The sequence below is a fragment of the Paracoccus sp. Arc7-R13 genome (assembly GCF_004010775.1).
GTDB lineage: Bacteria > Pseudomonadota > Alphaproteobacteria > Rhodobacterales > Rhodobacteraceae > Paracoccus > Paracoccus marcusii.
The window spans coordinates 2244951-2258496 of sequence record NZ_CP034810.1 but is presented as its reverse complement, the minus strand read 5'-3'; the positions used below and the strand labels follow the sequence as shown (position 1 = coordinate 2258496).

Here is a 13546-nt window from a genome sequence, read left to right as displayed (position 1 = left end):
GCGGCAATGCACGGGTGGTCGGTCGCCACGGCGCTTGCGATGAAGCGCGGCGGCGACCGTCCGTCGCGGCCTACTTGTCCGCGACCGTCACGCCCAACACGGGCTGATAGATCTGCGCAATCCGGGCGATGGCCTCCTGCGGAGAGACTTCCTCGGTCTGGCCGGTGCGGCGGCTGGTCAGCTCGACCTTGTTGCTGGTCAGGCCGCGCGGACCGACCGTGATGCGCCAGGGAAGGCCGATCAGGTCCATCGAGGCGAACTTTGCCCCGGCGCGTTCGTCCCGGTCGTCGTACAGCGGGTCCAGGCCGCGGGCCTGCAGTTCGGCATAGATCGCGTCGCAGGCGGCGTCGGTGGAATTGTCGCCCTGCTTGAGGTTCACGATGCCGACGTGGAAGGGGGTCACGCCCTCGGGCCAGATGATGCCCTTGTCGTCGTGGTTCGCCTCGATGATCGCGCCCAGAAGGCGCGACACGCCGATGCCGTGGCTGCCCATGTGCACGGGAACCTGCGCACCGTCCGAGTTACGGACCATCGCGCCCATCGGTTCGGAATACTTCGTCCCAAAATAGAAGATCTGCCCGACCTCGATGCCGCGCGCGGTGCGGCGGCGTTCCTCGGGGACCTGGGCATAGACGGCCTCGTCATGCGTCTCGTCGGTGCGGGCATAGCGGCTGGTGAACTCCTCCAGCACGGCCTGGCATTCCTCGACGCTGTCATAATCGATGTCCCGGTCGCCAAAGGTCAGGTCGGTGATCTGGCTGTCATAGAACACCTCGGATTCCCCGGTCTCGGCCAGGACCAGGAATTCGTGGGTGTAGTCGCCGCCGATCGGGCCGCCATCGGCGCGCATCGGGATGGCCTGCAGGCCCATCCGCTCATAGCTGCGCAGATAGCTGACCAGGTGGCGGTTGTAGGCGTGCAGCGCGTCTTCCTTGGTCAGGTCGAAATTGTAGCCGTCCTTCATCAGGAACTCGCGGCCACGCATCACGCCGAAGCGCGGACGGATCTCGTCGCGGAACTTCCACTGGATGTGGTACAGCGTCAGCGGCAGATCCTTGTAGCTGCCGACATGGCTGCGGAAGATGTCGGTGATCATCTCCTCGTTCGTGGGGCCGTACAGCAGGTCGCGCTTGTTGCGGTCCTTGATGCGCAGCATCTCCTCGCCATAGTCGTCATAGCGGCCGCTTTCGCGCCACAGGTCGGCGGGCTGCAGCGTGGGCATCAGCATCGGGATGTGACCGGCGCGAGCCTGCTCCTCGTGCACGATCTGCTCGATGCGCCGCAGCACCTTGAAGCCCAACGGCAGCCAGGAATAGATGCCCGCCGTCTGCTGCTTGATCATGCCCGCGCGCAGCATCAGCCGATGGCTGACGATCTGCGCCTCTTTGGGGTCTTCCTTCAGCACGGGCAGGAAATAGCGCGACAGACGCATGGCACGGGTCCTTCAAAGCGGTTCGGTCCGCAGCGTTACCGGATCGGTCCGGCCTTGCCAAGCATCGCGCTTGCAACCAGACGCACGGGGCGGCACATTCGCCGCAGGTTTCTGGACAAGGGTCGAACCATGCGCATCCCCGTACGCAAGCAGGTCATGTGGTGGGGCATCGCGGCGCTGACGTTGCTGGTGACGCTGTGGCTGCTGGGGCAGGCCGTCCTGCCGTTCATCCTGGGGGCGGGCATCGCCTATCTTCTGGACCCGCTTGCCGACCGTCTGGAGCGCGCGGGCCTGTCGCGCACCATGTCCGTGGTGGTGATCACCTTTGCGGTCGTGCTGGCCTTCGTCGCCATCGTTCTGCTGGTCATGCCGATCCTGGTGCGCCAGGCCACCGCCCTGATCGAGACCGCGCCGGAAATGATCAGCCAGGCGCGGGGTTTCCTGGACACGCGCTTTCCCAACCTGATCCCGCAGGGCGACGGGCTGCAGCAGACGCTGACCGACCTGCAGGCGACGATGGGCGATCAGGCCGCACGGCTGGCATCGACCGTCCTGGGATCGGTCACCGGCGTCCTGGGGACCGTGGCGCTGCTGGTCATCGTGCCGGTGGTCGCGTTCTATCTGCTGCTGGACTGGGATCACCTGGTCGCGGCCATCGACGACCTGCTGCCGCGCGAACATGCGGCGACCATCCGCCAGCTTGCCGCCGAGATCGACGACGCGCTGTCCGGGTTCCTGCGCGGGCAGGGGGTCGTGATCGCCATCCTGGGGACGTGGTACGCGCTGGCGCTGATGCTGGTGGGCCTGCCCTTCGGCTTCTTCATCGGGATCATGGCGGCGGTCCTGTCCTTCATCCCGTATGTCGGGGTGCTGATCGGGGGCGCGACGGCCATCGGCGTGGCGTTGTTCAGCTTCTGGGGCGATCCGCTGTGGATCGGTGCGGTCGTCGCGATCTTTGCCCTGGGCCAGATCGTCGAGGGCAACTATCTGCAACCCAAGATCGTCGGCGGCCATGTCGGCCTGCATCCGGTCTGGCTGCTTCTGGCGCTGTCGGTCTTCGGCGCGCTGTTCGGCTCTGTCGGTCTGGTCATGGCGGTGCCGATGGCGGCGGCGCTGGGGGTGCTGGCGCGGTTCCTGATCGCGCGCTATCGCGAAAGCTCGCTGTTCACCGGGCAGGCATTGCCGGCGGAACCATCGCAGCCGATCCTGGTCGAGATGGTGCCCGCAGGCACCGTGGCCGCACGGATGCGCACCGCGCGGATGGATGCCGACCGCGCTCGCAGCCAGCAGCAGATCGAGGCCATGCAGGAAAACCTGGCGCGCCGCGACCTGCAAGGCTGACGGGTTGAGCCTGTTTCCGCCCTCGCGCCAGCTGACGCTGGACCTGACCACGCCACCCGCCCATGCGCGGGCGGATTTCCTGCCCGCGCCTGCCAACCATGCCGCGCTCAAGGCGCTGGACCGCCCCCAGGACTGGCCGGCGGGCCGGATGCTGCTGATCGGGCCCGAGGGGTCGGGCAAGACCCATCTGGCGGCCTTCTGGGCGGCCGAGAACGGCGCGCGCCGCATCAGCGCCTCGGCCCTGCGCCCCGATGCCGCCGATCTGCTGGCCGCCGACGGCGGCGCCGTGGTGGTCGAGGATGCCGACCACGCGGGCTTTGCCGCGGGGGCTGAACAGGCGCTGTTCCATCTGTGGAACCTGTGCGGACCCCGCGACTGCCTGCTGCTGCTGACCGCACGGACGCCGCCGCGGGACTGGGGACTGGTGCTGCCCGATCTGCGGTCGCGCATGGACGCGATGCCGCAGGTGCGGCTTGGGTCGCCGGACGAGGCGCTGATGGCCGCGGTACTGGTCAAGCTGTTCGCGGATCGCCAGCTGGCCGTGCCTGCGGGGCTGATCGACTGGCTGGTGCTGCACATGGATCGCGACCTGGGCCTGGCGCGTCGGCTGGTCGCGGCGATGGACCATGCCGCCATGGCGCAGAAGGGCCCGGTGACCCGCCGGATCGCGGCCGACCTGCTGGACAAGCTGTCCGAGGGTGACGCATGATCGCGTCCACGCCAGCCGCCGGACGATCATGACCCAAGCCGATTTTCTTCGCACGCCGTTCCCCGAACCCAAGACCCTGCAAGAGGGCGTTCCCGAAGGCGCCGCGCGGTTCTTCAATCGCGAGCTGTCCTGGCTGTCGTTCAACTGGCGCGTGCTGGACGAGGCGCGCAATCCGCGCGTGCCGCTGCTGGAGCGCCTGCGCTTCGTGTCGATCAGCGCCACGAACCTGGACGAGTTCTACACCGTCCGCGTGGCCGGCCTGCGCGAACTGGTACGCGAGGGCAGCACCACGCCCTCGGATGACGGCCTGACACCGGCGGAACAGCTGGCCCTGATCAACGCCGACGCGCGCCGCCTGATGGGTGCGCAGCAGGGCGTCTGGAACACGCTGCGCAAGGAGATGGAGCAGGCGGGCATCGTCATCCTGTCCCGCCAGCGCCTGACCCGCGCCGAGGAAGAGTTCCTGAACGGCCATTTCCAGAACCTGGTCTTTCCGGTCCTGTCGCCCTTGGCCATCGACCCCGCCCACCCGTTCCCGTTCATCCCGAACGCGGGCTTTTCGCTGGCGCTGGAGCTGGCGCGAGAGACCGATGGCCGCAAGATGCAGGCCCTGCTGCCGATCCCCGCGCAGCTGCCGCGGTTCGTGCCCCTGCCGGGCGGGCAGCGTTTCCTGCGGCTGGAGGATCTGCTGCTGATGCATCTGTCCAGCCTGTTTCCCGGCTATCGCGATACGGGCCATTGCAGCTTCCGCGTGCTACGCGACAGCGACCTGGAGGTCGAGGAGGAGGCCGAGGACCTGGTCCGCGAGTTCGAAACCGCGCTGAAGCGGCGCCGTCGCGGCAGCGTCATCCGTCTGAAGATCACCGCCGGCGCCCCCGACCGCCTGCGCCGCCTGATCATGGAGGAGCTGGAGGTCAGCCCCGACGAGGTGATCGAGGTCGAGGGCCTGCTGGGCATGGCCGATCTGCGCGAACTGGTGCTGGACAGCCGCCGCGACCTGATGTGGCCCGCCTTCACCCCCCGTGTCCCCGAGCGGATCCAGGACCATGACGGCGACATGTTCGCGGCGATCCGCCAGAAGGACATGCTGCTGCATCATCCCTACGAGACCTTCGACATGGTCGTGCGCTATCTGGCACAGGCGGCGCGCGACCCGGACGTGCTGGCGATCAAGCAGACGCTGTACCGCACCAGCCGCGACAGCCCCATCGTCGATGCGCTGTGCGAGGCGGCCGAGGCCGGCAAGTCGGTGACCGCGCTGGTCGAACTCAAGGCCCGCTTCGATGAGGCCGCCAACATCCGCCAGTCGCGCCGGCTGGAACGGTCGGGCGCGCATGTCGTCTATGGCTTCGTGAACTACAAGACCCACGCCAAGATCAGCACCATCGTACGGCGTGAGGGCGAGGGCCTGGTGACCTATACCCACTACGGGACCGGCAACTATCACCCGATCACGGCGCGCATCTATACCGACCTGTCGCTGTTCACCTGCAACCCGGCCCTGGGCCGGGACGCGACCAAGGTCTTCAACTATCTGTCCGGCTATGTGCAGCCCGCAGGGCTGGAGAACCTGTCGATCTCTCCGATCGACCTGAAATCGCGGCTGATCGACCTGATCGGCCGCGAGGCCGAATATGCACGCCAGGGCCGCCCCGGCGCGATCTGGGCCAAGATGAACTCGCTGATCGAGAAGGACGTGATCGAGGCGCTGTATGCCGCCAGCGCCGCAGGCGTCCGCATCAGCCTGATCGTTCGCGGCATCTGCGGAATCAGGCCCGGGATCAAGGGGTTGTCAGAGAATATTCGTGTGAAGTCGATCGTCGGGCGTTATCTGGAACACAGCCGGATCGTGTGTTTCGGGTCCGGCCATGGCATGCCGTCGCCCAAGGCGCGGGTCTTCATCAGTTCGGCCGACTGGATGGACCGCAACCTGAACCGTCGGGTCGAGACGCTGGTCGAATGCGTGAACGACACGGTAAAGGCTCAGATCGTCAACCAGGTCATGGCAGCCAACATGGCCGACGAGGCGCAAAGCTGGTTGTTGCAGCCGGATGGCCGTTTCCTGCGTTACCTGCCCGAGGGGCGTGACGATCTGTTCAACTGTCATCGCTTCTTCATGGAAAACCCGTCCCTGTCGGGACGGGGAACGGCGGGCGCGCGTGACGTGCCGGCCCTGACCCATTCGGCGGATTGACGGTTTGGCCCCGCCGGGCCACTTAACGGGCGACCAAGGACAAGGGGCTGCAAGATGAACGGCGTACGCACGACAAGCGGCCAGACGATCGAGCCATTCGGCGGCAAGTTCCGCAAGCTGCCCAAGCGGGCCCTCAAGCGGATCGGCGTGGTGGATGTCGGATCGAACTCGATCCGGCTGGTGGTGTTCGACGGGGCGGCTCGTTCGCCCGCCTATTTCTACAACGAAAAGGTCATGGCGGGTCTGGGCCAGGACATGGCCCGCACCGGTCGCCTGAACCCCGAGGGGATCAAGCGCGGCTTTTCCGCATTGGCCCGCTTTGCGGCGCTGGCCCGCAGCATGGACATCGCGCCGCTGACCTGCGTCGCGACCGCCGCCGTGCGCGAGGCCGAGGACGGCCCCGCCTTCCAGCGCCGCGTCGAGAAGGAGACCGGCCTGAAGCTGCACGTGATCGACGGAGAGGAGGAGGCCCGGCTGTCTGCGCAGGGCGTCCTGCTGGGCTGGCCTGACGCCAAGGGGCTGGTTTGCGACATCGGCGGCAACTCTATGGAGCTGGCGGAGGTCGCAGACGGCAAGGTCGGGCGGCGCGTGACGTCGCAGCTTGGCCCGTTCCGCCTGCAGCAGGTCGCCCCCGATCAGCTGCGCGCGCATATCACCACGATCCTGCAGGGGCTGGCCGAGAAGCTGGGCACCGATCACGACCGGATCTATCTTGTCGGCGGGTCGTGGCGCGCCATCGCGCGGCTGGACATGGAGCGCGTGGGCTATCCCATGACCGTCCTGCACGAATACCGCATGACCCCCGACGCGGTCGCCGACACCGTCGCCTGGATCGGCAAGCACGACCTGGGCACGTTGCGCGCCAAGGTCGGCATCTCCGCCTCGCGGATCGAACTGGTGCCGCTGGCCTCGCAGGTCCTGTCGCAGATGATCGAGGTGTTCGGTCCCAAGGAGCTGGCGGTGTCCAGCTATGGCATCCGCGAAGGGCTGCTCTATGAGCACATGTCGACGACGCTTCGCAAGCGCGATCCCCTGATCGAGGCGGCGCGCTTCACCGAAAAGCAGATGGCCCGCCTGCCGGGTTTCGGCAAGAAGCTTTACCAGTTCCTGCTGCCGCTGTTCCCGAACCTGACGCCCGAACGTGACCGCCTGATGCGGGCGGCCTGCCTGCTGCACGACACCGCATGGCGCGCCCACCCCGATTACCGGGCCGAGGCCTGCTTCGACAACGTCACGCGCGCGAACATGGCGGCGCTGAGCCACCCCGAGCGGATCTTCCTGGGGCTGGCGCTGCTGCACCGCTACAAGAACAACCGTGCGGAATCGCAGATGGCACCGCTGTTCGCGCTGCTGGATGACGACGAGATCCGCGCGGCCGAGATCCTGGGCAAGGCGATGCGCTTTGGCGCGATGTTCGCGATCGACGATCCGTCCGATGCGGCCAGCCTGCGCCTGACCCCGGCCGGCACGCTGGAGCTGCGCCTGACATCCACTGGCCGTCACCTGATGGGCGAGGTCGCGCAGTCGCGCTTTCTGTCGCTGTGTAAGTCGATCGGCGTCGTCGGCATCGTCAAGTAGATGGGCCATCGGCCCTGTCGGATGCGAAAAGGGCGCCCCGCGGGGCGCCCTTTCCTGTTCTGCCAAGGGGCAGGGGGATGATTACATCATCCCGCCCATGCCGCCCATGTCAGGCATGCCGCCGCCGGCACCACCCTGGCCCTTGGGCTCGGGCTTCTCGGCGATCATGGCTTCGGTCGTGATCAGCAGGCCGGCCACCGACGAGGCGTCTTCCAGCGCGGTGCGGACGACCTTTGCGGGGTCGATCACGCCGAACTTGAACATGTCGCCATATTCCTCGGTCTGGGCGTTGAAGCCAAACGACTTGTCGGACGACTCGCGGACCTTGCCGGCCACGACGGCGCCGTCGACGCCTGCGTTTTCGGCGATCTGGCGCATCGGGGCCTCCAGCGCGCGGCGGACGATGGCGATGCCTGCGTCCTGGTCGCTGTTTGCGCCGGTCAGGCCTTCCAGAACCTTGCCGCCCTGCACCAGAGCCACGCCGCCGCCGACGACAACGCCTTCCTGGACAGCTGCACGGGTCGCGTTCAGCGCGTCATCGACGCGGTCCTTGCGCTCTTTGACCTCGATTTCGGACATGCCGCCGACGCGGATCACGGCAACACCGCCGGCCAGCTTGGCCACGCGCTCCTGCAGCTTCTCCTTGTCGTAGTCCGAGGTGGTTTCCTCGATCTGCTGACGGATCTGGCTGACGCGTGCCTCGATCTCGGCCTTGTCACCGGCGCCATCGACGATGGTGGTGGTGTCCTTGTTGATCGTGATCTTTTTGGCGCGGCCCAGCATGTCGATGCCGACATTCTCCAGCTTCATGCCCAGGTCTTCGCTGATGACCTGACCGCCGGTCAGGATCGCCAGATCCTGCAGCATCGCCTTGCGACGATCACCAAAGCCCGGTGCCTTGACGGCAGCGATCTTCAGGCCGCCGCGCAGCTTGTTGACGACCAGCGTGGCCAGAGCCTCGCCCTCGACGTCTTCCGAGATGATGACCAGCGGCTTGCCCGACTGGATGACGGCTTCCAGCAGCGGCACCATCGGCTGCAGCGACGACAGCTTCTTCTCGTGCAGCAGGATGTAAGCGTCTTCCAGATCGGCGACCATCTTGTCGGGGTTGGTCACGAAGTAGGGCGACAGGTAGCCGCGGTCGAACTGCATGCCTTCGACGACTTCGACCTCGGTCTCCATCCCCTTGTTCTCTTCGACGGTGATGACACCCTCGTTGCCGACCTTCTGCATCGCGTCGGCGATCTGACGACCGATCGAGGCTTCGCCGTTGGCCGAGATGGTGCCGACCTGGGCGACTTCGTCGCTGTCGTTCACCGGGCGCGAGGCGGCCTTGATGGCCTCGACGACCTTCGAGGTGGCCAGGTCGATGCCGCGCTTCAGGTCCATCGGGTTCATGCCGGCGGCGACCGCCTTCATGCCTTCCTTGACGATGGCCTGAGCCAGGACCGTCGCGGTGGTGGTGCCGTCACCGGCCTCGTCGTTGGTGCGCGAAGCGACTTCGCGGACCATCTGGGCGCCCATGTTCTCGAACTTGTCGGACAGTTCGATCTCCTTGGCGACCGACACGCCGTCCTTGGTGATGCGGGGCGCACCGAAGGACTTGTCGATGACCACGTTGCGGCCTTTCGGGCCCAGGGTCACCTTGACGGCATCGGCCAGGATGTTGACGCCGCGCAGCATGCGGTCGCGCGCGTCGGTACCGAACTTGACTTCTTTAGCAGCCATGGAAAATCTCCTGAATGTTGGGGGAGGGAAGCGTCTTGGGGCCGATCAGCTCAGCACGCCCAGGATGTCGCTTTCCTTCATGATCAGCAGCTCTTCGCCGTCGACCGTGACTTCGGTGCCTGACCATTTGCCGAACAGGACGCGGTCGCCAGCCGAAACCGACGGTGCGATCAGTTCGCCCGAATCCTTGCGCGCGCCTTCGCCCACGGAAATGATCTCGCCCTCGGCGGGCTTTTCCTTGGCGTTGTCGGGGATGATCAGGCCGCCCTTGGTCTTCTCTTCCGATTGGACGCGACGGACCAGCACGCGGTCATGCAGCGGTTTAAATGCCATTGTCGAACACTCCTTGATTCAGGTTGCAGTGTTGCTTTGTTGGCACTCACCGGGTGCGAGTGCCAATGACGGCTAGATAGGCAAATCGCCCAAGCCTGTCAACGGGTCATCGCGGTCTGGTGTCTGGCGGCAGGGGGGCAAACATGACAGTCTGGCGGCCATTGACGGACCAGCAAGGATACCCATGCGACTGACGATTGCCGCCGCCCTGTTCGCCCTGTCGGGACATGGCGCGATGGCCGCCTGCACCGGCCAGAACCTGTTCGACACCATGCCCGCCGAACGCGCCGCGGCGATCGAGGCCGCCAGCCGCGACGTCCCCTTTCGCCAGGGCCTGCTGTACCAGGCCGTGCGCGACGATCAGCGCATCACGCTGGTGGGCACCTATCACTTCGGCGACGCGCGCCATCAACCGATGATCGAGCGTGTCCGCCCGCTGATAGATCAGGCCCATGCGCTCTATGTCGAGGCCGCCCCCGCCGAGGAGGCCCGCCTGACCAAGGCGCTGACCGAGGATCCGACCCTGATGGTCGATCCCGACGGGCCCACCCTGCCGGAACGCCTGTCGCCCGACGAATGGGATGCGCTGTCGCAGGCCATGTCGGATCGCGGCACGCCGGGTGTCATCACCGCCCGGATGCGGCCCTGGTATGTCGCGCTGATGCTGGGCGTCTCTCCCTGCATGGTCCGCACCATGGCCGAGCAGGGAGGAGAGTCCGGCGGCCTGGACCACCTGCTGGTGGCCGAGGCGCAGGACGCGGGCACGCCCGTCCGCTCGCTGGAGCCGTGGGACACCATCTTCGGCCTGTTCGAGGGCCTGACGCCCGAACAGGAGCTGGACATGATCCGCGCAAGCCTGCCGGCGGCCAGCTATGCCGACGATTACGCAGTGACGCTGACGGATGCCTATTTCGACGGGGATGTCTGGAAGATCTGGGAATTCGGGCGTTTCGACGCCTATGCCAATTCCGGATTGTCCAGGGAAGAGGTCGATCGCCAGATGGACCTGGCCCAGACCCGGCTGATGGACGATCGCAACCGCGCCTGGATCGCACCGCTGCTGGAGGGTGCCGCCGAGGCCGGGGATGAGGGAATCGTCGCAGCCTTCGGTGCGCTGCACCTGCCCGGAGAGGCGGGGGTCCTGTCGCTGCTGCAGGACGAGGGCTTCACGATCACCCGTCTGGACGGGTGACCGGATCTATTGGCCGTTCAGGACGCCAAGCGCGTGGGCACGGCCCTGTTTCTGATAGGTGATGCGGCTGTCGCCGATCTCGCTGATGGTGCCGCCGTTGATGCGGTCGCCGATGCGCAGCGTCAGCACGCGACCGTTGGACAGGCGGACCAATGCCCGGCTTGCCCGGCCCGCGCCGATCGTGCCGATGATTTGGGTGCTGCTCAGCTGGATCCCGTCCTTGACAGTGGCGCTGGCGGCGGCATTGCCGATGGCGTTCTGCGGGACGGCGGCCATGACCTCGGGCTCGCTGTCGACCTCGGGCGGGCGGTACTGCTGGTTGCGCGACGCTGCGGCCTGCGCCTCGGCCTGGGCCTGGGCGCGGGCGCGGGCTTCGGCCTGGGCGCGGGCCTGAGCCTCGGCCCGGGCGTCGGCTGCGGCTTGTGACCGGGCGCGCGCCTCGGCCTGGGCCTGCAATTCGGCATCCTGCCGGCGCTGTTCGGCGATCGCGGCCTCGGCCGACTGCGCCTCGGCTGCGGCGCGCAGGTCGGGCGACGACGGCGACAGAGCCGCGGCGACCGGGGCGGCCGTGGCCACCATCGCGTTGACGGCGGCGCCACCGGCACGGCGCGGCGGAATGGCCGACGATGTCAGCGCGGTCAGCGCCACCGCGCCGGGCGCGGCAGGGCTGTTGCCGATGGCCGATGCGATGGCATCCTCCACGGCCTGTTCCGACACCGCGGGGCTGGCCACGGTGCGCGTGCCGGGCCGGCTGTTCGGGCGGGCCGACCGCAGGATGGCGTCCGACGGTGCGGCGGTGGGGCCGGGATCGATGGCCGCGGGACGGGGTGCCGCAAGACTGGCCGCCGCACTGGCCCGCGGGGCGGGGCGGGCGGCATCGACGGCCTGTGCCACGGCGTCCTGCACCGCCTGTTGCGACGGTGCGCGCACAGAGACCGGCCGGCGCGTGGGCCGGGCGTCGGCCAGTTGGAACACCAATCCGCGCTCGGCCTGGCTCAGCGGCGCGTTGCCTGCCTGCGCGGTCCGCAGATCGCGCAGCTGAGCGATGATCAGGTCGCGTTCCGCCTGCGTCAGCGCCGCGGTCTGCTCGGGCGCGCTGCCTTCGTCCAGCAGGGACAGCCGGTCGGGGCGCGAGGGCGGGCGTGCTGACGGTTGTGCCGGGGCAGCCGCAGCCTCGGCCGCGGGCTGGGTCGGGACGGGACGCGCTTGGGCCGGGCTGGGCGGACGTGCCGCCGGGGTGGCGGAGGCCTGCGCCGGGGCGGCCTGCGCGGGAGCCGCCGCCGCTGCGGGGCGATTGGCTGGCGCCGAAGCCGGAGCGGACTGCGCGACGGGTGCCGCGGCGGGGCGCGATGGCGGCCGCGCGGCTGCTACCGGTGCCGCCGGCTGGTTCTGCACGCCATACGGCAGCGGATTGGCGGGAACCGTCGGCTGGCGGTCGGGTGTGGCAGGTACGGAGGCCGCGGCCGGGGTCGCCCGGGGCGGACGGGCCGACCGCGCCAACTGTTCGGCCTGCGCGGCGGCAGTTTGCGCAGCGGACGGGGTCGGTGCGGTTGCAGCGGGTGCCGGCGTCGCGGGTGCCGCGGCGGTCGCCGTGGTCGCTGTGGGTGCGGGTTCGGCGGGCGTCGGCTCCGCGGCGGGCGCAACTTCGGCGGTCGCGGTGGCAGCTGGGGCGGCCGTCAGATCGGCGATCATCGATGCCGCGGGCGGCACGGCGACCGGTGTCGATGCGGGGGCAGGCGTACGGGCCTGGGCCAGCGCCTCGGCCAGGGCCTGATCCAGGGCGTCGGGCTGTTCGGGCGTCGTCTGCGTTGTCTGCGGTTCCTGTGCCACAGGGGCGGGGTCGACCGGCGTCGTGGGCGCGGGCGCGACCGGGATGGCCGCTTGCGGGGCGGGTGCCGTCTGCTGCGGCTGTGCCGCGACGGGGGCCTGCTGGACAGGTGCCTGCGGAACGGGGGCTTGCGGAACGGGGGCTTGGGCCAGCTCCTCCTGCGGCGCGGGGCGGCCAAGGAACAGCAGCGCCACGACCAGCAGCAGGGCCAGCCCGCCCACCAGGACGGGCAGACGCGCCGGGTCCAGGGCGCGCAGGCGGTCGGACAGCGTCGGTGCGACGTCCTCGGCGGGTGCGGCCGCGTCGCGTTCCGCCCGTGCGGCGGCGGCGCGGCTGTGCACGGCCTCGGCGCGCGGCGACAGGCGCTTTGCGGTCAGCGGCCCGCTGCCGTGACGGATCACCGCGGCAGGCGTCTCAACCGTCGGGGGCGCGACGGTGTCGGTGGCGGGCTGGACCGCGACCGCCGCCGGGACCACGACCACATGCGGGATGATGCGCGAGATGACTGGCACCGCCGCGACGACGGGCTGTTCGATCTCGATCTGCGGGGCGGTCACGCGCGCCTGGCTGAGGACCGGCTCGCTGAAGGGCCGTCGGTTGTACTGTTCCTGCACCAGCCGCGAGGGGCCGAAATCGGGATTGCCCTGGAACCGGTCGTCGCCCGGCCGCGCCTGAAATCCGGATGGGCGAAAGCCCTGGGCGCGGGCGAAATCCTCGGCCTCGTGCAGGGTGCGGCGGGCGACGGCGGCCACGCGCAACGTCTCGATGTCGCCGTTCGTGGCGGGACACCAGTCGAAGGCCAGATCCTCGGCGCGATAGGGGGTCGACGCTTCTAGCGCGCGCGCAATGGTTGCAGCGGTGTCCGAGCCGAAGGGGACCGTCAGCACTGTGTACAGGATCTGATCGTCGGGGATAACCAGGACCGTGTCCAGTTCCCCGGCCTGGCCGCCCGCCTGCTCGCGCAACCCGTTCAGCACGGCGGCCATGTCGCCGCCGGCGAAGCGGGCATGGCCCAGGGGCCGCCAATCCGGGCCGTTGCGGCATTCCAGCCGGACCGCCTCCTGGGTAAAGCTCATGGCGAATTCGGGTGGCGCGGCGTGCTGGTTCATGGCTGTCTTCACTGCTCGGGGTGCGTCGCGTGGTCGTGCCCGCGACGTCATTGTTCACCAATCACCACTACCGCAAATTGTGGAACGTTGAAAGAAGAACTG

General features: G+C 68.4%; 9 protein-coding genes. 5 read left to right on the top strand and 4 right to left on the bottom strand.

Features of this window, described 5'->3' with window-relative positions:
• Positions 1–70: 70 nt before the first annotated feature.
• Positions 71–1432, bottom strand: a complete 1362-nt coding sequence (proS, locus tag EOJ32_RS11265; protein WP_127898619.1) for a proline--tRNA ligase — start codon at positions 1430–1432, stop codon at positions 71–73.
• A 129-nt stretch (positions 1433–1561) separates the two neighbouring features.
• On the opposite strand from proS, the gene EOJ32_RS11260 reads away from it, so the two are divergent.
• Genes EOJ32_RS11260 through EOJ32_RS11245 form a run of 4 tightly spaced genes read left to right on the top strand, consistent with a single transcriptional unit; the run spans position 1562 to position 7254 of the window.
• The gene (locus EOJ32_RS11260; RefSeq protein WP_127898618.1) at positions 1562–2773 is read left to right on the top strand and encodes an AI-2E family transporter; all 1212 of its coding nucleotides are present in this window, start codon (positions 1562–1564) and stop codon (positions 2771–2773) included.
• A gap of 4 nt (positions 2774–2777) precedes the next feature.
• Positions 2778–3482: a chromosomal replication initiator DnaA gene (locus EOJ32_RS11255; RefSeq protein WP_331497796.1), complete on the top strand. Its 705-nt coding sequence runs from the start codon at positions 2778–2780 to the stop codon at positions 3480–3482.
• A gap of 28 nt (positions 3483–3510) precedes the next feature.
• On the top strand, positions 3511–5676 hold the full coding sequence (locus EOJ32_RS11250) for an RNA degradosome polyphosphate kinase (RefSeq protein ID WP_127898617.1): 2166 nt from the start codon (positions 3511–3513) through the stop codon (positions 5674–5676).
• Positions 5677–5730: 54 nt separating this feature from the next.
• On the top strand, positions 5731–7254 hold the full coding sequence (locus tag EOJ32_RS11245; protein WP_127898616.1) for a Ppx/GppA family phosphatase: 1524 nt from the start codon (positions 5731–5733) through the stop codon (positions 7252–7254).
• Positions 7255–7335: 81 nt separating this feature from the next.
• Here the strand turns inward: EOJ32_RS11245 and groL are convergent, their stop codons facing one another.
• On the bottom strand, positions 7336–8982 hold the full coding sequence (gene groL / locus EOJ32_RS11240) for a chaperonin GroEL (RefSeq protein ID WP_045981206.1): 1647 nt from the start codon (positions 8980–8982) through the stop codon (positions 7336–7338).
• A gap of 45 nt (positions 8983–9027) precedes the next feature.
• The gene (locus EOJ32_RS11235) at positions 9028–9315 is read right to left on the bottom strand and encodes a co-chaperone GroES (RefSeq protein ID WP_045981205.1); all 288 of its coding nucleotides are present in this window, start codon (positions 9313–9315) and stop codon (positions 9028–9030) included.
• Between the two features lie 184 nt (positions 9316–9499).
• Between EOJ32_RS11235 and EOJ32_RS11230 the strand changes: the two genes are divergently transcribed.
• Positions 9500–10507, top strand: coding sequence for a TraB/GumN family protein (locus tag EOJ32_RS11230; protein WP_045981204.1), 1008 nt, complete (start codon positions 9500–9502; stop codon positions 10505–10507).
• Positions 10508–10513: 6 nt separating this feature from the next.
• On the opposite strand, the gene EOJ32_RS11225 is transcribed toward EOJ32_RS11230, so the two are convergent.
• Positions 10514–13444, bottom strand: a complete 2931-nt coding sequence (locus tag EOJ32_RS11225) for a hypothetical protein (RefSeq protein WP_127898615.1) — start codon at positions 13442–13444, stop codon at positions 10514–10516.
• Positions 13445–13546 lie beyond the last annotated feature (102 nt).